The organism is Flavobacterium chungbukense, assembly GCF_020805785.1.
In the GTDB taxonomy this organism is placed as follows: domain Bacteria; phylum Bacteroidota; class Bacteroidia; order Flavobacteriales; family Flavobacteriaceae; genus Flavobacterium; species Flavobacterium chungbukense.
The window spans coordinates 354567-373882 of the sequence record NZ_JAJGZV010000001.1 but is presented as its reverse complement, the minus strand read 5'-3'; the positions used below and the strand labels follow the sequence as shown (position 1 = coordinate 373882).

18 protein-coding genes are annotated in these 19316 nt (G+C 31.0%); 5 read left to right on the top strand and 13 right to left on the bottom strand.

The features are described from left to right. Nucleotides 1–9: 9 nt before the first annotated feature. From LL966_RS01605 to LL966_RS01550, 13 genes are all read right to left on the bottom strand, one after another. On the bottom strand, nucleotides 10–1152 hold the full coding sequence (locus LL966_RS01605) for an HlyD family secretion protein (protein WP_229349563.1): 1143 nt from the start codon (nucleotides 1150–1152) through the stop codon (nucleotides 10–12). 105 nt (nucleotides 1153–1257) lie between these two features. Next, nucleotides 1258–1725: a CPBP family intramembrane glutamic endopeptidase gene (locus tag LL966_RS01600; protein WP_229349561.1), complete on the bottom strand. Its 468-nt coding sequence runs from the start codon at nucleotides 1723–1725 to the stop codon at nucleotides 1258–1260. A gap of 72 nt (nucleotides 1726–1797) precedes the next feature. Next, on the bottom strand, nucleotides 1798–1965 hold the full coding sequence (locus LL966_RS01595) for a hypothetical protein (RefSeq protein ID WP_229349559.1): 168 nt from the start codon (nucleotides 1963–1965) through the stop codon (nucleotides 1798–1800). A gap of 18 nt (nucleotides 1966–1983) precedes the next feature. Beyond that, nucleotides 1984–2142 carry a hypothetical protein gene (locus tag LL966_RS01590; protein WP_229349557.1) on the bottom strand — a complete coding sequence of 53 codons (159 nt, stop codon included), beginning with the start codon at nucleotides 2140–2142 and terminating at the stop codon, nucleotides 1984–1986. 307 nt (nucleotides 2143–2449) lie between these two features. Continuing rightward, on the bottom strand, nucleotides 2450–3241 hold the full coding sequence (locus tag LL966_RS22820; protein WP_394799442.1) for a CPBP family glutamic-type intramembrane protease: 792 nt from the start codon (nucleotides 3239–3241) through the stop codon (nucleotides 2450–2452). A gap of 82 nt (nucleotides 3242–3323) precedes the next feature. Then, nucleotides 3324–3482, bottom strand: coding sequence for a bacteriocin (locus tag LL966_RS01585; RefSeq protein WP_229349556.1), 159 nt, complete (start codon nucleotides 3480–3482; stop codon nucleotides 3324–3326). Between the two features lie 15 nt (nucleotides 3483–3497). Further along, on the bottom strand, nucleotides 3498–3659 hold the full coding sequence (locus LL966_RS01580; RefSeq protein WP_229349554.1) for a hypothetical protein: 162 nt from the start codon (nucleotides 3657–3659) through the stop codon (nucleotides 3498–3500). A gap of 306 nt (nucleotides 3660–3965) precedes the next feature. Continuing rightward, on the bottom strand, nucleotides 3966–4823 hold the full coding sequence (locus LL966_RS01575; RefSeq protein ID WP_229349552.1) for a thiopeptide-type bacteriocin biosynthesis protein: 858 nt from the start codon (nucleotides 4821–4823) through the stop codon (nucleotides 3966–3968). Between the two features lies 1 nt (nucleotide 4824). After that, nucleotides 4825–7032, bottom strand: a complete 2208-nt coding sequence (locus LL966_RS01570) for a lantibiotic dehydratase family protein (RefSeq protein WP_229349550.1) — start codon at nucleotides 7030–7032, stop codon at nucleotides 4825–4827. Further along, the gene (locus LL966_RS01565; protein WP_229349548.1) at nucleotides 7029–8711 is read right to left on the bottom strand and encodes a S8 family peptidase; all 1683 of its coding nucleotides are present in this window, start codon (nucleotides 8709–8711) and stop codon (nucleotides 7029–7031) included. Before LL966_RS01565 ends, LL966_RS01570 begins: the two co-directional genes overlap by 4 nt. A gap of 3 nt (nucleotides 8712–8714) precedes the next feature. Continuing rightward, the gene (locus tag LL966_RS01560) at nucleotides 8715–8900 is read right to left on the bottom strand and encodes a hypothetical protein (protein ID WP_229349546.1); all 186 of its coding nucleotides are present in this window, start codon (nucleotides 8898–8900) and stop codon (nucleotides 8715–8717) included. A gap of 35 nt (nucleotides 8901–8935) precedes the next feature. Next, nucleotides 8936–9112 (bottom strand): hypothetical protein, encoded by a 177-nt coding sequence (locus LL966_RS01555; protein ID WP_229349544.1) that lies wholly within the window; start codon nucleotides 9110–9112, stop codon nucleotides 8936–8938. A gap of 133 nt (nucleotides 9113–9245) precedes the next feature. Beyond that, nucleotides 9246–11027, bottom strand: coding sequence for a helix-turn-helix domain-containing protein (locus LL966_RS01550; protein ID WP_229349542.1), 1782 nt, complete (start codon nucleotides 11025–11027; stop codon nucleotides 9246–9248). A gap of 484 nt (nucleotides 11028–11511) precedes the next feature. Between LL966_RS01550 and LL966_RS01545 the strand changes: the two genes are divergently transcribed. The 5 genes from LL966_RS01545 to LL966_RS01525 all read left to right on the top strand — a co-directional run bounded on the left by LL966_RS01545 (nucleotide 11512) and on the right by LL966_RS01525 (nucleotide 19314). Then, on the top strand, nucleotides 11512–12099 hold the full coding sequence (locus LL966_RS01545; RefSeq protein WP_229349540.1) for an RNA polymerase sigma factor: 588 nt from the start codon (nucleotides 11512–11514) through the stop codon (nucleotides 12097–12099). Nucleotides 12100–12319: 220 nt separating this feature from the next. Next, the gene (locus tag LL966_RS01540; protein ID WP_229349538.1) at nucleotides 12320–13360 is read left to right on the top strand and encodes a FecR family protein; all 1041 of its coding nucleotides are present in this window, start codon (nucleotides 12320–12322) and stop codon (nucleotides 13358–13360) included. Between the two features lie 179 nt (nucleotides 13361–13539). Next, nucleotides 13540–16920 carry a TonB-dependent receptor gene (locus LL966_RS01535; RefSeq protein ID WP_229349536.1) on the top strand — a complete coding sequence of 1127 codons (3381 nt, stop codon included), beginning with the start codon at nucleotides 13540–13542 and terminating at the stop codon, nucleotides 16918–16920. Between the two features lie 11 nt (nucleotides 16921–16931). Then, nucleotides 16932–18302 (top strand): RagB/SusD family nutrient uptake outer membrane protein, encoded by a 1371-nt coding sequence (locus LL966_RS01530; RefSeq protein WP_229349535.1) that lies wholly within the window; start codon nucleotides 16932–16934, stop codon nucleotides 18300–18302. Nucleotides 18303–18366: 64 nt separating this feature from the next. Further along, nucleotides 18367–19314 carry an ABC transporter ATP-binding protein gene (locus LL966_RS01525; protein WP_229349533.1) on the top strand — a complete coding sequence of 316 codons (948 nt, stop codon included), beginning with the start codon at nucleotides 18367–18369 and terminating at the stop codon, nucleotides 19312–19314. Nucleotides 19315–19316 lie beyond the last annotated feature (2 nt).

Below are 19316 nucleotides of genomic sequence, written 5' to 3'. Positions count from 1 at the left end.
TTTTTTGAATTAATTCACGATTGATAATTGTTTTGGATTTAACCAATCGTCTACTTTATCGAATAGTAAATCAAACAAAGTCCTTCTGGTTATATGATAACGCGTAGTCAGTGTCATTCCTTTTGAAACTTCCGTTTGGTATCCTGACTTAAGTTTCATTTGTGTCGAACATAATTCGCTTCGAACTTTAAAAAAGGTCTGATTTTCTTGAACAGAAATATTATGATCTATATCTATAACTTTTCCTTCAAGCAATCCCCATTGGTTATAGTTGAAAGCGTCAAGTTGAAACTTTACTTTTTGTTTTTTGTGAATGAGTCCGATATCTGCAGGAGAAACCATGTTTTCAACTATTAAATGGTCTACTGCCGAAATGGTTGCTATAGATTGAGATGCATTTAAAAACGAACCCTCCTGAAGACCTGAAAAATTTTCAATTGTACCAGCAATAGGTGCAATAACAACATAGTTTTTTTCTTCAACTTTAATTTTTTCAATGCTACCGTTAAGATTTTTTATACGCTCTTCAAGATCTCTTTTTTGATTTTCCCAAGCCGATTTTTGGTCGCTTATATAACTTTTGTACGCTTCATTAGCAGAGCGCAATTCGTATTCGTACTTTTCGTATTCTGCTTTTGCAATAATATTTTTTTCATATAAACCTTTATTGCGGACAAAATTAATTTGCGCCTGCGAAATCTTACTCTCTAATTCTTTTTTACGAGATTGAAACTTTAAAAAATCTTCTCTAGCGGTAGATGTTTTTAAGTTACTCGCATTGCCTGATAAGATTAAATTTACATCGTGTACAAGTTCGATAACAGAATTTGAAACAACATTTTGCGTATGCTTCTCTGTTTCAAGATTTTGTTTTGCAATTTTCACCAATGTATCACCTTTTTTAACTGCAGCATTGTTTTTAAGATTAAGCCAAATAATGCGGCCGCTTACGATAGCCGTAACCGGAACATTATCAGTCGTACTGCGAATAATTCCGCGACTTTGACTTGTGATATCAACTTTTATTATAGGCAATAGAAATATAAAAAGTGCTATTGACAAAAGAAGCACTAAATAGATAGATCTACTTTTGGTTTTATTTTTTACAACAAGATTTTCAAGTGTATTGATCGGATCTGAACTAAAATTCATTTGTTTTTAATTTTAAAGAATTAAGAGGGTGAATAAGAAAGTAATCATAATTGATCTTACCTATTAAATCTTCCCAAATAATGTTCAGGAATAAGTCTTTTGTTTTTAGGATAAATAGAATTGTATTATAAAAACAATCCCATTGTAAATTACATGGGCAATGAATGGTAGTAATATTGCGCTTCTTTGATTTTTACCCCTTGCATATAAATAAGCAAACAGTAAGCCCGCCACGAATGTATAAGAGAAATAAAAAACATTATAGAGATGAAACGATGCAAAAGCAAAGGCAGATAGAAGACAGCAATATTTCAACGCCAATTTTGTACTCTTTGAAATTTCAATAACCGCATACTGAAATAACAAAGTTTCAATAAGAGGACCAACAAAAATAAATAAAACTATTTTTTCTTTCATAGTATAATGATCGTTGAAGCCTTGATTTAAAGGAACATCAAAAAGATCTGAAACGACAGAAAAAATATAGTTGTTTAAAAAATTTAAAACAATTATAAACAGTATGAGCTGCCAATAATTAAGACTCAGTATAACATTTTTTATCTTTGCGATCATATATATTAATTTTAATAAAGAGGCTTATTAAAGCCTCTTTATTTTAAAACTCATTATGTCAAATTCAAATATTTACCATCTTTGGTATACCTCTGGCTGAATATCTCTGTAAGCAGCGTACAAACGGCCGCCAACATAACCTATTCCATACGCAACATCTTCCCAAAATTTGCCGCCGTCAATTGTTACCAATTCTTCTAAATTTAATTCGTTTACGTTTAATTCGTTTAAATTTTTCATCTTTAAATATTTTATAAATTATCTACTACCTGCATTAAAGCCATCTCTAAGTCCTTTTTTAATGTCATCCCAATTATCTACAATTTGGCTAGCAAGCCATTCAGCCCATTTACCGCCCTCAATAGATATGATTTCTTCACGATCAAGTTCAACTAAATTTAAATTTTCTAAATTCATGATTGATTTTTTTAATGATTAAACATTTTTTACTAATTAATCTTGTAATTGGCCTATTACATTTTGTTAGAAAAGAAATTTGTTTTTAACAGTGACGTCTTTACTGTAAAAAAACGTCTTAATTTTCTGAAACCAAAACTAGACAAACACCAAATCGCTCACAAATGTTCCTTATCGGAATTCAGGAATATCGATACTTAATTCAGGAATCCTATATCAAATAAAACACAAACAAATAAAAACCAGCTAATTAAAAATTGAACATTTTTTTAGAATAAATTAAAAAAATAAAACAGCTCAAGAATGGTTAATAATTGAATATTCTGCTAGTTCTTAAATTGTACAAAAAAACAGAGCTACTCAAAAAGAATATGGTCGTAATAATTGATCCTTCAAAACCAAATTCACCACCGCTCCAAACAAATGGCTCCTGAGGAAAATATGTTAGAATACTTGTAATTTTCATTCCACTAATATTACTCCCCAATATGCAGCCTATTGTAAAATTCCAAAAAGCGTGTATTGCAGTAACCAAAAAAAGCGAATTACTTTTTAAATATATAATGCTAAAAAACACCCCCGCCAAAATAATATTGACAATACCAATAATTGTAATATTCGGGTTAAATATATGGAAGACACTAAAAAATGAAGAGATTAATAATATTTTTTTTATGGTAAAATCGGTGCTAAATAAATTATATGGTATAAACCGGAATAATACCTCTTCTAATAATGCAGAAAAAAATATCGTTATAAAGTAAAAGAAAATGTCATTATCCCAACGAAAGAAAGTATTGATTTTAATTAGCCTCAATCCAATCAAAGAAAAATAGATTATAAAAGGTAAAAGAAAAGTAAATATATAAGCCCTGAAATGGAATGATTTATAAAAGAAAGCAATTTTAAGAGAACTGTATAATTTATTTTTTTTGATTACGTATAAGATAAACACTAACTGAGGAAAAAAAGAAGAAATCCAAATTTTATAGGTGAATTCATTTTTATTCAAATCAGGAAAAGCTAAAAAGATAAAAGGTATAGAGATAAAAGAAATCTGTAGAAATGCCTTAATATAAAAGTTGAATATTTGTTTCATGCTGTAAATTAAAAATAGTATTACCCTAATAGCGAGCGCTAAAAGGATAATACTGTTAAAGTAGAGTTAATAGTATTCTAGCTTAAATTTCGTAATGTCTAGGACCTCCAACTGGGTGTGATGCAATAACATCAGCAGCTTTTTCTAAAAAATAACCAGCAAATCCGATTGCAAATCCAATAAGCGATCCTCCTTCTACTTGATTTAATTCTTCTTTTGTTAAAATTTCTAAATTTTCCATGATGATTTTATATTTTTATTTAAAAAGATTTTTTGCGGCATTGTAGCCTTTTTTAACATCATCTTGTGCGTACATAAGTTCGTATGCAACTTCTGCAATTACCCACCAGTAACCTCCTTCAATTTCTTGAAGTTCACGAGCATTAAGCTCTGCTAAATTTAAATTTTCTATTTTCATGATTTTGATTTGTTAAACATTTACAATAATACTTTGTATTAAAGGGTTTGGATAAAAGCGAAATCAATCGCTAATAATTAGTAATTGGCCAATTACAATTCTAGAAAAGAAATCTATTTTTAACAGTGACGTCTTACCGTAAAAACATTTCACTTTTCTGAAACCAAAACTAGACAAACGCTAAATCGCCAACAAATGTTCCATATCGGAATTCAGGAATATCGGTACTAAATTCAGGAATTAAAAGAAAAATAAGAACTTGTAAATAAATAGATTATAGCAAGAATATGTATTTTGGTTACTACTTTAGAGTTTTACTTTCTTGTAGTTTAAGGTTTTATAATATCTATACAAATGATCATAAATAACAAGCTCATACATTCTTTGTTTCGAAGTATATTGTCTGTTGATCATCATATGAATATGACTTGATAAAAAATCATTTAATGGAATTTCAATTCTTTCTAAAATTTTCGAAACTGTTTCTTTAATTTCAATTGACTTTTCATTCACAATAAAAAAAATATCTGAAAAATCGTTTTGGTTTGGGTTTTCTAATAAAGACTCTAAAGCTGGGTAAAGCGATAAATAATTAGTGCTGATTTTCTTTTTTTGAACTTTATCTATTTCAAATTCGTTTTTAAAAGCAATTTGTAAATCATTCATTAAAAGCATCTTTTCTGATATAGAAAGATTAAAGGAATTTAAAAAAGAGTCAATAGCCAAAAAACTAAAAAGAAGAGGCATTTCTTTATTTGAAAATGAGCTTTTTAAATCCAAATAATTTAAAATCATAGCACTATCTTTCCAAAAAAGAAATTCTGAAAACAGCATCGTTTCGATCCCATATCTTTCTATTTCTCTTTGATAAGTATCGGTTTGTATTTTCCAAATTAAATGATCATCCATAAGAGGTTTAAAAATTAAATAAAACTCATTAATAACGAATGCTAAGTCAGTTATTTCATTCAATAAAACACGAAACCTTATATGTTCGTCAGTATCTTTATATCTTATAAAAAACCATTTCTCAATTTTTTTTTCTGCTTCTAAATGAGTAATTACGGGAGCTATTTTTTCTAATAAAATGTTATCTGCGGTCTTAACTCCCGTGTAGATTTTGTAGTATAACCACTGACTGCCTAAACAAAAATCTCTTTGCATTTTATTCTTTGTAAAATGATAGTATAAATTGGTTACAATAATATTCGCTGTCTTGATTTTTTACAGCTGTTTCTTTTGTGAACAAAAATTCTTCTAAAAGCACCTTTTCTTTATTTTGAACTGATTTTAAGAAAATTTCCATTCCAATTTCTGTCTCAAAATCAATCAATAAAGTATTATCTCCACTAACCAAGTTTAAATATCGTGGCAGATTTCTAGCAGATTTCCATTTCAAAAATTCTTCCATTAGTTTACTGTCTTTTGATTTGGAGAGAAAAGAAAGTTCTTCGTTTTTTACAATCCATTGTGCCTTCGATAAAATAACTTCTTGATAGACTACCCTCGGAAAAAAATTATAATGCTGTTCTAAAATTCCCCAACTGAAAGAATAAATTGGTTTTGAATGCTGTTCTTGCAAGTCGCATAAAAAGTGATAAACTGGCAATGAATTTTTAGAATAATTATGTGCGTTAGACAAACAAGGAATAACTTTTTTATTTAATTTTTTTGAAAATAATACTATCGAATCATTTTCAACAGTTATCCAGAGATCATTCAAATCAATGTTATCATCTTCAGAAACGCCCGGTTTTGCCAGATAACCAATTTCATGTTTTCTCAAAACTGGCCTGCGCAAAATGTTGCCTGTTCTTGATTCTGGAAAGTGAACCACTTCGGCCATTATTTCATTTTTATAAAATTCTTGTTCTTTGGCAACTATATCTTTCGTTAAACTATAAATATCCGAGTTTCCATTACAAAACCTTCCTAATAATTTTATTGCACTAACATCGCCTGTAGGATATAAAACAATTTCATCTTTTCCGAAAACTTCTATCATTACCGAAAATGTAGCTGGAACATCTTTATAATCCGCATTAAAATCAGCAAAATCCTTTTTTGTTAGATTTATTACTTGTTTACCTTCCAAAATCGATTCATTAATCTTACGTTGCAAAATCAGATCATAGGAAGTCCACAACTGTTTCTCGCCGTCTTCTTGTTTGGGTTTAATGGCCAGAAAATCAAGAATTTCATTATCATCATTAATATTCTGATTTTGAAGATAACCTATTCCAATCTCAGTATCTAAAGCTGTTGTAAGAGGCATCATCTTAGTTTCATACCTTCGGATAAATGCTTTTTTGAAATTTTCCTGATTTGAAGATGCTCTATTTGTTTGAATACAATTTAAGAAAGATAATGCTCGCTGTATTCTAGTATAAACAGATTTATCTAAGGTATTTTGATGAGCAAAAGTGTTTAAGTCTGTTTGAAAAAGATATTTTTCATCGAATGTAATTTCTAATTTACCAATATCATTTTTAATTTCGTGATACTTACCTTCAGAAGGAACCAAGGTCTGATCTAAATTATTAAGCATTGTTTTAACATCTTTGAGAATTTGATGTTTTGCTGTTAAATTCTGAATTTTACTCAAAACCAATAAAACTCTCTCCCATTCGTTAGAACCTGTAACTGAAGCGTCTAGTTCGCTTACTAAAAATTGGAATTCAATAAGTTTTAAAATAAAATCTTGTGCTTCTTGTTTTTCGCTTTCATCATCAGCCAAAAACATAACCATCTCTTCTAGAGTTAATCCTGGTTCTGATTTAATTTTATCAAGAAGTTTAGTAAGTACAGCCGATTCTCTTAAAGCCGTTATACTATGTTCGCGTTTTGTCCCGACTGTTTTATATTCGATGTAGCGGTAAAAATCTCCAACTTTATAAATACTATTATTGAGATTATATTTAAGAAAGGGAATAACTGTTTCATTAGTGGCAATTTCTTGAATAAGAGATATCCAAAATTGCATATCAAATTGTGTAAAACGTTCAAATTTAGCAATATCCCCTAGAATAATTTTTGTCTCTTCGTCTATTCTCCCCACAGAACAGCCAGAAAAAAGACCAAAAGGTGTACATCTAGAGGACATTCTTGCTAAATATTTTAAAAATGTAATCTCAAGTTTTTTTGCTTTTTCAGCAGAAAGATTAGAATCATTATTTCCCCATTTATTCAATTCCTGTAGTAAACTTGGAGAAGCCAGATTAATAGCTTCTCTAATGATAGGGCTTTCTTGATAAAGCTGTTTTGCTTTTTCTGTTGCGTAATCTCGAACCAATTCGAGATACAAAGAGAACGGAAATAAAGGAGTTCTTAATACATATTTATCAAAAGGAACAATTCTCGAATTTGATATCATTTTTTCTTTTTGTATACTTTTTCAGCCAATTGCATGGCATTGTAAACATTCAAAATTTTACCTGTTTTAGATAACTCAGAAAATTTTATTTTTTTATCATCTGTACCTGGTACAATAACTTCAATGTCATAAGAATTGCCAGACTGTAAGATAATCTCTTTTACAGTTTGGGCTGTTAAATCTGGATAATAAGACCAAATAAGCGCTGCTGTTCCCGAAACCATTGGTGCGGCCAGCGAGGTGCCAGAATCAAATTTATAAGTATTGCCCGATGCAGTAGAATAAATTTCATCTCCAGGAGCAAATAAATCTACATTTCGTTTACCATAATTAGAAAAACTAGAAACCAATGTGCTGTCAAGTTTCCCCGAAGAACATCCTACGTTGATAAAATTTGTACAAATCTCTACTGAATTATTATAATCAACATCATTAGGATAAACTGGATTTTCATCACTATTTAAACTTTCATTTCCCGCAGCATGCACCAGTAAAACATTGTGCTTTTCTGCATATTTAAAAGCATCCGATACCCACTGCTGTCTCAATGAAAATTCTTTAATGAATGACATATTAATTACCTTAGCTCCATTATCGACTGCATAATAAATAGCCATTGCAATATCTTTATCGTATTCATCTCCCGAATACGAAATGATAAGTGGCATGATTTTTACATTTTCAGCAATTCCTTGAATTCCTAAATTGTTATTTCTGTTGGCGGCAATAATACCTGAGACTTTAGTGCTATGATCTTGAAACAGCCTATGTCCTTTTTTAGAAATACTTATATATTTACTGCCGTATCCTTTTTGAAGAACTTTTGGATTATCTCCAATAAATTCTCTCTCATTAAAATTTACATTCAAATTTTTATTTAGAATAGAGTCCGTTTGTATTTCAGTTTCGATAACAGCAGCCAATGTTTTTTCGTCTTGATCAAACCTAAATTTCATAAAACCAATCATGGCGCCTAAATCTCTGTCATCATCTTCTCTGCGCTGACGAAAAGTTTTATCATTAATTTTATGAATTTTATACAAACTGTCCAATTGGGCATAGGTGTAATCTTCTTTAGGGAAATAATGTTTTAAACTATCTTTAGCAATAGAAAAAACTATAGTACTGTATTTCTGAGATTTAAGTTTTTTGCTGTAATATTCCCTATCTTCTTCAAGTCTTTTTTTTGCTCTCAAATATTCTTTGTAAGCAGGAATATCCTCTTTAGAAATATCTATATCGGTTTTATTTTCAAACTTATCTTGAAAATTTCTTACCACTCGTACAAATTCAAAATTTCCCCAAACAACGTAACTGTCTTTTTTTGCAACAAAGTTCCAACCATTTACATCATCAACATATCCATTTTGATCATCATCAATATTATTATCGGCTATTTCTTTTGGGTTTGTCCAAATTTTCCCAGCTAAATCGTCGTGGTTTTTATCAATCTGCGTATCAATTACAGCAACAATAATCTCTTTTTTTGATTTCTTTTTATTTTCAGAATACCACTTATCCAAAGAAATACCAGGAACATTATTAAGCCGATAATCTTTTCTATACCACGTATTCAGCAAGACTTCTTCTTTACTTAGACCTACACTCTTTTTTGAAGATTGACAGCCAAATTGAAGAAAACAAACAAAATAGACAATGTATACTATTTTAAATTTCATGAATTAAAGATCATCTCCTCCCTTTTTTTTATCACAATTTTTACTTGTAGCTGTTCCTGTAGCTGGATCATTTTCATCTACAGCTACTGCTCCACCTCCAACAACAAGATGCATGTTTTTAAGCTTTGCAAAATTCATTTTTTCTAAACTAAACTTTTGCACTTCTTTTTTCGATTTTTCAGTTTTCATAAATTTTATAGGTTAATGTTATGTCGTAAATATAATTAGAGATCTGTTTTCTTTCTGTTACAATTTTTACTCGTTGCTGTTCCAGACGTAAATGTACCATCCTCTGCCACAGGTGCACCTCCAACAACAAGATGCATATTTTTAAGCTTTGCAAAACTCATTTTTTCTAAGCTAAATTTTTGATTTTCCTTTTTAGATTTTTCAGTTTTCATAAATTTTAATAGATTAATGTTGTTCTGCAAATATATATTTTGTTCAATCTTAAATACAGAATAGCAATTTTTATATATCGAAATTCAGGAATTTCGATATATAAAAACCACCTAAAACACTGAATATAAACACTTAAACTTTATAACTTTTTTCTAATTGCTTTATAAAGTAAACAGGCTTAATTCCTGATTTTTTATAAAATGCGGTAGAAAATGACTCCGCATTATTAAACCCAAATTCAAGCGCAAGAGCTTGTACGGTATATTTTTGAAGCCTATGATCTTCTTTCAATGCGTGCAATGCATGTTCAATTCTTAAATCATTAATATATTGTATAAACGTTTTTTCCTTAAAAACATTAACCACTTTTGAAATATATTTACTGTTTGTTTCAAAGGTTTCAGATAATGATTGAACCGTAATATTTGAAATTAAATATCCTTTTGTCTGCTCGAAATGATTTAATTTTTGCAGAATCTGATCAACAATTTCTTGATTAATACCAATATTTTCTATTCCAGATTTAACCGATTTAACTTCCTTTACTTCTTCGCTAGTTTTTATTTCAGGCTCCTCTTTTACTTTATTCATTAATTTTTCAAACTGAGCATACTGCTTCTTTTTTATTTTATATTGATAAAATCCAAAAGCCGTTGCAATCGTAACTAGTAAAAATAAAACAGCAATACCCCAATATGATTTGGTTCGATTACTTTGTAATGATTCTATAAGATTTTCTTTTTCTAAAATCAAATTAGGCGTATCGTATTCTTTTTGAAGTTTCTTAGATAAAACTTTGTAGTTATTATTTAAAAGACTGTCAATATGCAAAAATTGGTTGAGATACTTTAATTGTTTCTCCTTGTCTTTCTTGTTTTTAAAATACGATATGAGATAAGGATAACCAGATGTAAACTCAGGAGTAATTTTATTCGTTTTACTATAAATTGAATCTACTTTAATAAAATTTTGAACTGCACTTTCCTCTTTTCCTAATCCTGCATAAGCTTTTCCTAAATAATAATGTGATGCCAAAAGATTTGCGATATTTTTATAATAAATCATTTTTGGCAAAGCTTTCTTAATACTATCTATTGCAGTATAATACTTTTTCTTTTCTACCAAGTTAGCGCCCTCATTTAGTATAAAAAGAGCATTATATTCGTAATCTTTTGTAAGTTTTGATTCCTTATAGCCTAATTTATTGTAATAAGTAGAAGAGTCTGATTGTTTTAATGCTTTGTAGGCATCTGCCAACGCAAATAAAACATCCTGATAGGCATAAGAATATTTATCACTTTTTACATCCTTTGTCTTATAATATTTAAAACATTGCTTATATAATTCTAGCGCTTCATTTGTTTCACCTAATTCTTCAGATCTCAGTACTGCGATAGAATATTTTACCTCATGGTAAAAATCTGGGTTATTTTTTTTAGCAATATGCTCTGCAATCAAAAAATTATCAATTGCTTCTCTATATTTTGACTGATACTTTAATTCATACGCTTTTCTTGAATAAGCATAAGCTGGAAAATTCAAATCATTTAGATTTTTAGAATAAGAAATTGTACTGTCTAAATACTGAATTGCTTTATCACCAGAATGTATTAAAGAAATAAAATACCATCCTCTAGCTTTCTCGATTGAAACATTATCTTTCTTAGCTTTTGCCAAATAAGCCTTAGCATAAATAAGCTGTTTATTTTGGTCTTTCTCATTATTTTTATAAAGTTCTTTTAATTTCTTATAAGAGAGAAGACTAAAATTTTCTTTTGGCATCTGAGCTGATAAGTAAAGAGGAAATAATAATACTAGTAAATGTCTTAGAAGTCTGAAATAGCGCATATTCTTTTTAATATTTCTTACAAAAATAAAAGATATACATATAAGTAGAAATATAAAATTTGGCAAAACAAAAATATAAATCGTTATAATTAATGACCCTATGTTAGAAAATTTTGAATCTTATAACATAATACCAAGAATCTCTCTTAATTTTCGAAGGTCAAAACTAATTAAACATCATAATCATGACAAATTTTATTTATGGGAATTCGGGAATACCGATAAGCATTTCATTTAAGAAGTAGGAGGAAAAATCAGAGAAAACAAAAAAACAAAATCTATGTCCTTTTATAAACATACTTCAAAAAAGAAGTTAATTTTAAATGTATTCTGTTCAATTTTCAATTAAAACAAGACTTAACCTACAATATATCAAATACGATTGAATTATAGCATTGAATCTTATTCAAAAGAGTATTATTAATTTTTACAATAATTTATTATTTTAATAATAAAATAGCAATACAACATTTTTTGAAGCTAGTTATCGATAAATAATCTTCGTTTCAAAAAAAATAAATAATATTGCTGAATTGATTGTGATAAAAAAATGGCTCAAAATTCAAATATTGACGAAAAAAAACTTCTTCTTGAATTATCTCAAGGAAGTGAGCTTGCATTTACAACAATTTACAATCAATATAAAAATAGTGTTTACTCTACTGCTTTACGAATTACTAAATCAAAAATCTTATCTGAAGAGGCTGTACAAGATATCTTCTTGAAAATATGGCAGAATAAAGAAAATTTGATAGCGATTGATAACTTTGAAAATTATATTTATATAATATCTCGTAATCATTTATTCAATTCAATAAAAAAGATTGCACGAGAAACCAACATTATAACCGAAATCAATCCAAAAGATACCAGTTTTATAGATACTGACAGCAATATAAAAGACGAACAGTATACAACTATTTTAAATCAGATAGTAGAACAGCTTCCGCCTCAGCAGCAAAAAGTATATAATATGGCTAAAAGAGACGGCTTAAGTCATCAAAAAATTGGTGAAGATTTAGGTATTTCTACAGAGACGGTAAAAAAACACATGGCGCAGGCTTTAAAATTCATACGTCATAAAATTTCTCCTTACATGAATCTATTCATGTCGTTTACTATTTTTTTAAAAATTTAGTCTACAGTTTTTTCTTTCAAAAAAGCTTCTTTTTATATTTTTTTACATTTTTTTTACATTTTTTTCACGTTCGACTACTCCCTCCCCTTTTTTTAATGGTCTTTATATAAAAGGAGCACATTAAACATGCTCTAATCCCTAAAATTACAAGGGATGTAAAATATAAAAAAACTCCAAACTATCATTTTATAAACAAGTACTAATTTAATTAACGATACAAATGCAGCAAAAAAAATTCGAAGAATTATTTGAAGGCTATCTGCAGAATAATCTATCTGATGCCGAACAGCAGCAAATGATGGAAATTATTCAGCAAGGCGGACATGATGATTTTCTTAAGGAAAAAATTCATGAAATGCTGAAAGGTAATTATGTTACAGATATAATGGATAAAAAACAGAGTGATGATATTCTGAACTACATTTTATCTAAACCAGAACAGGAATCTAAAGTAATAGAACTGAATCCGAAAAGAAGAAGAAAAGTGGTTTTACAATCCCTTTTTGCGGCTGCTAGCATTGCTTTATTAATTGCTTTAGGTAATTCGTTTTTCTTTAAACAAAAAGCGGTTCCAAGTATTGCTCCTGAAGTGCCAGTTGTTGTAGCCCAAAATACTTTAATTGACTTTAGCGGCAAACAATTGGTTCATCTTCCTGATGGCAGTACAGTTCTGTTAAATGATAATAGTACTCTAAAATATGATGAGAACTCTTTCGATTCAAAAACACGTGAAGTAACCCTGACTGGAGAAGCTTTTTTTGATATTAAACACAACTCAGAAAAACCATTTATCGTACATACTGGTAAAATTCAGACCCGAGTTTTGGGAACTGCTTTTAATATTAATGCTCAAAATTCTTCAGAAAATATTGAAGTTACGGTTTCGAGAGGTAAGGTTCAGGTTGGTGATACAGAAAAAGTATATGGTGTAATTACGCCAAATCAACAGATTAAAGTAAACAAAAGCACGCTCAACTTTGAACAAAATAAGGTAAGCGCCGCTGTAGTAACCGAATGGAAAAGTAATTACTTGATTCTGGATGATATCAATATGACCGAAGCGGTTTCTTTAATTTCTCAAAAATATAAAGTTTCGATTTTATTGGATAATGAAAAGATTAAAAACTGCCGAATAACTGCGAGTTTCTTAAATGAAGAAGATTTAGATCATGTTCTAAAAGTAATCTGCAGTGTTATTGAAACCGAATATAGATATAACAAAGCTGGATCTATCACTATTGATGGAAAAGGCTGTGAATAAAAATAGATAGAGACAAAGCCGACTAACCTCCTACTTAGAAAGCTTCTTAAAATTAAATATTAACCTTTAAAAACAGAACCATTAACCAAAACTAAATTAAAAAAGCCATCCAGCTCCTACACCAGATGGCCGAGATTTTTAACAATTAATCCAGTAACCATTAAAAAACAAGCAAATTTATGAAATTACGCTGTAAAACAACCATGTTTGACAGTGAAAAGAATTCGTCTTTTTTTCACTTGTCAAAAAAAACCATTATGATTATGCGAATCAGTTTATTCCACATTTTCTTGCTGACCTGCGGCACTCATATGATTTTCGCAACCGAAATGAGTGGTCAGAATTTAGAGTCTATATCTGTTGATATTGAACTGCATAATCAGGATATTAAAACTTTATTTAAAACAATAGAGAGTAAAACGGGATTACTATTTGCTTATCAGCCGCAAATCATAAAAGATTTTCCAAAAGTGACTACGCCGAGAGGACGCAGAAGTGTTAGTGATATTTTGAATACCGTATTTCAAGGCAGTAATTTAGTCTACAAACAAGTAGACAAAAATGTCGTGATCTACAAAAAAGAAACTCCTAAAGCGATTGCAAAAGAAGATGACAGCGAAGCAAACTACATGCTTAGCGGTAAGGTTCTAGATGAAAACGGACAACCTTTGCCTGGAGTATCTATTGCTTTAGTTGGAGGTAATAAACAAGGTGTTTCAGACTTTGATGGCCAGTTTTACATCGAATTGCCTTCAGGAAAACACGTTTTGAAAGTATCTTATTTAGGCTATAAAACGCAAGAAGTGACGGTACAGAATCAAACTTCGATTACTATCAAAATGCAGCCCGATCTAGCTAAACTAGATGAGATAGTCGTGATTGGTTATGGTACAACAACTAGAAGAACTTCTACAGGATCTGTAGTAAAGATCACTTCTGAAGATATTGAAAAACAACCCGTAACCAATATTCTACAAACCCTACAAGGAAGAACTCCCGGAGTATTTGTAACGCAGACTTCTGGTTATGCAGGAAGTGATATGAATATCAGTATCCGTGGTAGAAATTTCATTGCAGGCAATAACCTCCCGCTTTATATTGTTGATGGCGTACCGTACATTGGCGATGACATTAAAGAACAAGTACAAGATCAAAATGTCATTAGAGGTGCTCAAAAATCAACAAGTCCACTAAATATCATTAATCCAAATGACATCGAAAGTATCGAAATCTTAAAAGATGCAGATGCGACTGCGATTTATGGTTCAAGAGGTGCCAATGGTGTTGTTCTTATTACTACCAAAAAAGGAAAGGCTGGAAAAACAGAGTTTACTATAACTACCAATTCTGGAGTTTCGGAAGTAGCACATATGGCCAAAACTCTAGATACACCTACTTATCTAAATATGCTTCAAACCGCTTTAAACAATAATGGCGATGTTGCTGATGTTGATAGTAATGGTATCGCTATTACAGATTGGGCCCCGAATGCTTATACAAACTGGCAGAAAAAATTAATTGGAGGAACAGCTAATTTTAATAATTACTCGGCTTCCTTAAAAGGCGGAAACGAAACAACGAGTTTTCTTTTAAGTGGTGCTTATCATAAAGAAACTACTGTTGTACCTGGGAATTTCAGCTACGATAAATTCTCTACTAACTTTAATGTCAATCACAGTACCTTAGACAGAAAATTAAAAATAGGCGCTTCTGTAATTTTTGCAGTAGACAATAATAAACTTCCATTTTTTGATATCACAACTTATGCTGTGGGTACTGCTCCTAACCGTCCGTTATACAATGCGGATGGAAGTTATTACTGGTCACCAGACTATTTTAGTGATATAAATCCTCTTGCTGCTTTAGAAAAAAGAGTAGATGACAAAGGACTTAACTTAATTACTAGTTTTAGTCTTCAATATGAAATTGCAAAGGGACTTTCTTTTAAAACAGATTTAGGATACGGAAGAGCTCAAATGCAGACTAAGCAATTTATGCCAGGATCTGCAACCAATCATGCTTATGCTGAAGCAAATGACCAGAGTTTAAACTTTCAAAGATCTTATACTGTTTCAACCAATAATACGAATAATTTCACTGTTGAACCTCAGCTTAATTACACAACAGAATTATGGAAAGGTAACTTAACAGCGCTTGTTGGAGGTTCATGGCAAAATAGAAAATCAGAAATGCCTTCCTATGTTAGTTCAAATGGTTACAGCGCAGACAATTTAATTGGAAATCTTGGAACTGCAGAAAGTATAACGGCTAATAACGGTAGTGTAGAATATAAATATATTTCTCTTTTCAGCAGACTTAACTACAATATCCAAAATAGATATATTTTAAATGTTAACTTTAGAAGAGATGGCTCTTCCCGTTTTGGAGCTAATAATCGTTTCGGAAATTTTGGTTCTGTAGGTGCTGCATGGGTATTTACTCAGGAAAAATTCTTAAATAATCTTTCATGGTTAAGTTTTGGAAAACTACGTTCGAGTTATGGAGAAATTGGAAGTGATGAGATTGGAGATTATCAATATGCCGAAACTTTTGACACGCGCAACTACGGTAATGGAAATGCTTCTATGGCTGCTGCTAGAATTGCAAACCCTAACATAAGATGGGGATTAACTAAGAAATTTGAAGCTGCACTTGATTTAAGTTTCCTAAATGACCGCATTTCTTTTACGGCGGCCTATTACAAAAATACTTCGAGCAATCAATTGGTAAACTATACCCTTAGTGCACAAGCAGGATTTACAACTTACACAGCAAATTTACCAGCTGAAGTTGAAAATGCAGGTTGGGAATTTACCCTTGGTACAACCAATATTCATACTAAGAACTTAAATTGGTCAACCTCTTTTAATATTTCAACCAATTCTAACAAATTAGTATCATTTCCAGGTATAGAATTTACCAGTTATTACTCTCAATACGTTGTTGGAAGACCTTTAGGATCTAGATATCTATATAATTTTACAGGTGTCAATGCTGCTGGTATTGCGCAGTTTGAAGATGTAAACGGAGACGGAAGAATCTCAACTGGATACGCTGATACTGGTAGAGGTGATAGAAAATATTATGGTCCTAACTATCCACAATATTATGGTGGTATTTCTAACACCATTAGCTATAAAGCCTTTACCCTTGACTTTTTATTTCAATTCGTAAAACAAGATGGTACTACCCTGATGTCAAGTACCGGAGCACAACCAGGTTACCCTTACAGCACTGCAAATTTTCAAGTAGATGAATACAATGATTATTTAGCACAAGGAAATGTTTTAAGTTCAGGATTTCAAAATAGTTTTTTCAATTATCTAGGATCAACGGCTTCTGTTGTAGATGCATCATACATTAAACTTAAAAATGTAAGTGTCTCTTACCAAATTCCTTTAGATGAGGCAACAAAGAAATACTTGCAGAGTATCCGCCTTTCTATTCAAGGGCAAAACTTAGTCACTTTTACTAAATACAAAGGTCTTGATCCTGAAACGCAGGGATTGGCATTGCCTCCATTACGTACAATCACATTTGGAACTCAGTTTACATTTTAAATCTTAAAATCATGAAAAATATTTCAACTAAATATACCTATATATTTTCGTTTTTTCTTTTATTAGGAATTACGAGCTGTGATGATGCTCTAGATGTAGATCTTCCAAGTAATCAGCTGTCATCAGAAACCGTTTATGCTTCAGAGCCAACAGCCGAAGCAGCTGTAAACGGAATTTACCAAAGTATGGTTACCGATTTTTTTTACAACAGAGTTCATTCTCTTCTCGGACAAACGGCAGATGAATTGGTGCCAAGAACAGGTATTGCCAATTTGTACAGTTCGAATGAAATCCCAGAAACGGACGGAACGATAAACACTAACTGGAGCGAATTATATAAAACTATTTATAATGCTAATAATGTTATTGAAGGAGTTTCTAAAAGTACTTCTCTTAGTGCAGTTAAAAGCAGACAATGGATTGCAGAAGCAAAATTCTTAAGAGCTTATTCTTATTTTTACCTGACTAATCTTTGGGGAAATGTTCCTCTAGTACTCACAACAAATGTGGACGTGTCGGCTCTATTGCCACAATCTTCACAAGAAAATGTTTATACACAGATTTTGTTGGACTTAACAGATGCTTCAAAGGATCTTCCAACAGATTATAAAAATTATGATGAGGAAAGAATCAGAGCTACAAAATGGGCAGCAGAAGCTTTATTGGCTAGGGTAAATCTTTATTTAGGAAGATGGAGTGATGCTGCAACTCATGCTACTACAGTTATAAACCAAACCTCAACTTATAAAATAATTACTGATTTGGGAGATGACAACAGTCCGTTTATTACTGATAATGACGAAGCAATCTTGCAAATACCTTATTTTAATGTTTCTTACACTTATGAAGGATCTTCTGTGTTTACAACTGGCGGTACTTTTTTGTTAAGAAAAGGAAATTCACTTTTTGAAACTGGGGATGCCAGAAAAACAAATTGGACAGTAGACATTAGAGATAGAGCCGGCGTATTTTTAGGTATTGCACCGCATAAATATCAGAACGGATTTGGAGATTCGCCAGTTGAACGCTCTACTGTCCTGAGATTAGCAGAACTTTATTTGATTAGAGCCGAAGCTAGAGTAAGATCCAATGATATTACGGGAGCGCAGCAAGATATTAATGTTATTCGAAATAGAGCTTTATTAGGTAATACCTCTCTGACCGATACCAATCAGTTATTAGATTTAATTGCTCTAGAAAGACAACGCGAGTTCTTTGCAGAAAATGGACACCGATGGCTGGACCTTAAAAGAACTGGAAAACTAGATGAAACACTCTCCGTTTTATCTGATAAAATCTGGAAAAGTACAGATAATTTATATCCAATACCAGAACCTGCTATTCGTTCTAATCCCTTTTTAACCCAAAATTCAGGATACTAAAAATTAAAAATAACGCAAGAATGTGTTTTCAGTAAAAATACATTCTTGCGATTTTAAAAACACTATGGAAACAACAATTGTAAGAGTTGAGGATTTGTCGCATCAATACAGTAAGGATTGGGCAATACAAAATATTAGTTTTGAAATTAAAGAAAATAGAATTTTAGGCCTTTTAGGATCTAATGGCGCAGGTAAATCAACTACCATGAATATTCTTTGCGGTGTCTTAAACCAGACTAGCGGCAATATTTTTATTGATGGAATTAATTTAAAGGAAAACCCCGTTGAAGCCAAAAAATTAATTGGTTTTTTACCGCAAACACCGCCTTTACATTTAGATCTAACGGTAGATGAATATTTAATTCACTGTGCGGAACTGCGTCATGTCAAAAAAGAAGATTTAAAAAATGCTTTAGAGAAAGCCAAAGAACAATGCGGTATTTCGCATTTCAGCCATCGATTAATTCGAAACTTATCTGGAGGTTACAGACAGCGTGTAGGTATTGCTCAAGCTATTATTCACGAACCTAAATTAGTAGTTTTAGATGAACCAACAAACGGACTTGACCCAAACCAGATTTTAGAAGTTAGAAAATTAATCAAAAAAATATCCAAAGATAAAGCGGTTATTTTCTCTTCACATATTCTTTCTGAAGTTCAGGCAACCTGCCAGGATATTCGAATGATTGAAAACGGACATATGGTTTTTGCTGATACGCTCGATGCTTTCAATAACTATATTGAGGCAGATAAACTAACAGCAAGTTTTGAAAATCCGCCAAAGCCAGAATCGTTAACGGCTATTCCAGAAGTAACAAATGCTGTATTTCTTTCTCCTAAAAAAGTGCAGATAACATTTGACGGAACGCAGGAAGTAGCAGAAAAAATTGTTTCGTTAAGCGTTCATAACAATTGGAAATTACGTGAAATTCAATTCGAAAAAGTTTCATTAGACGAAATCTTCGCCCAATTATCTAAAAAAGCCCCTTCTAAAAACGCTATTCCTTCTTAAAA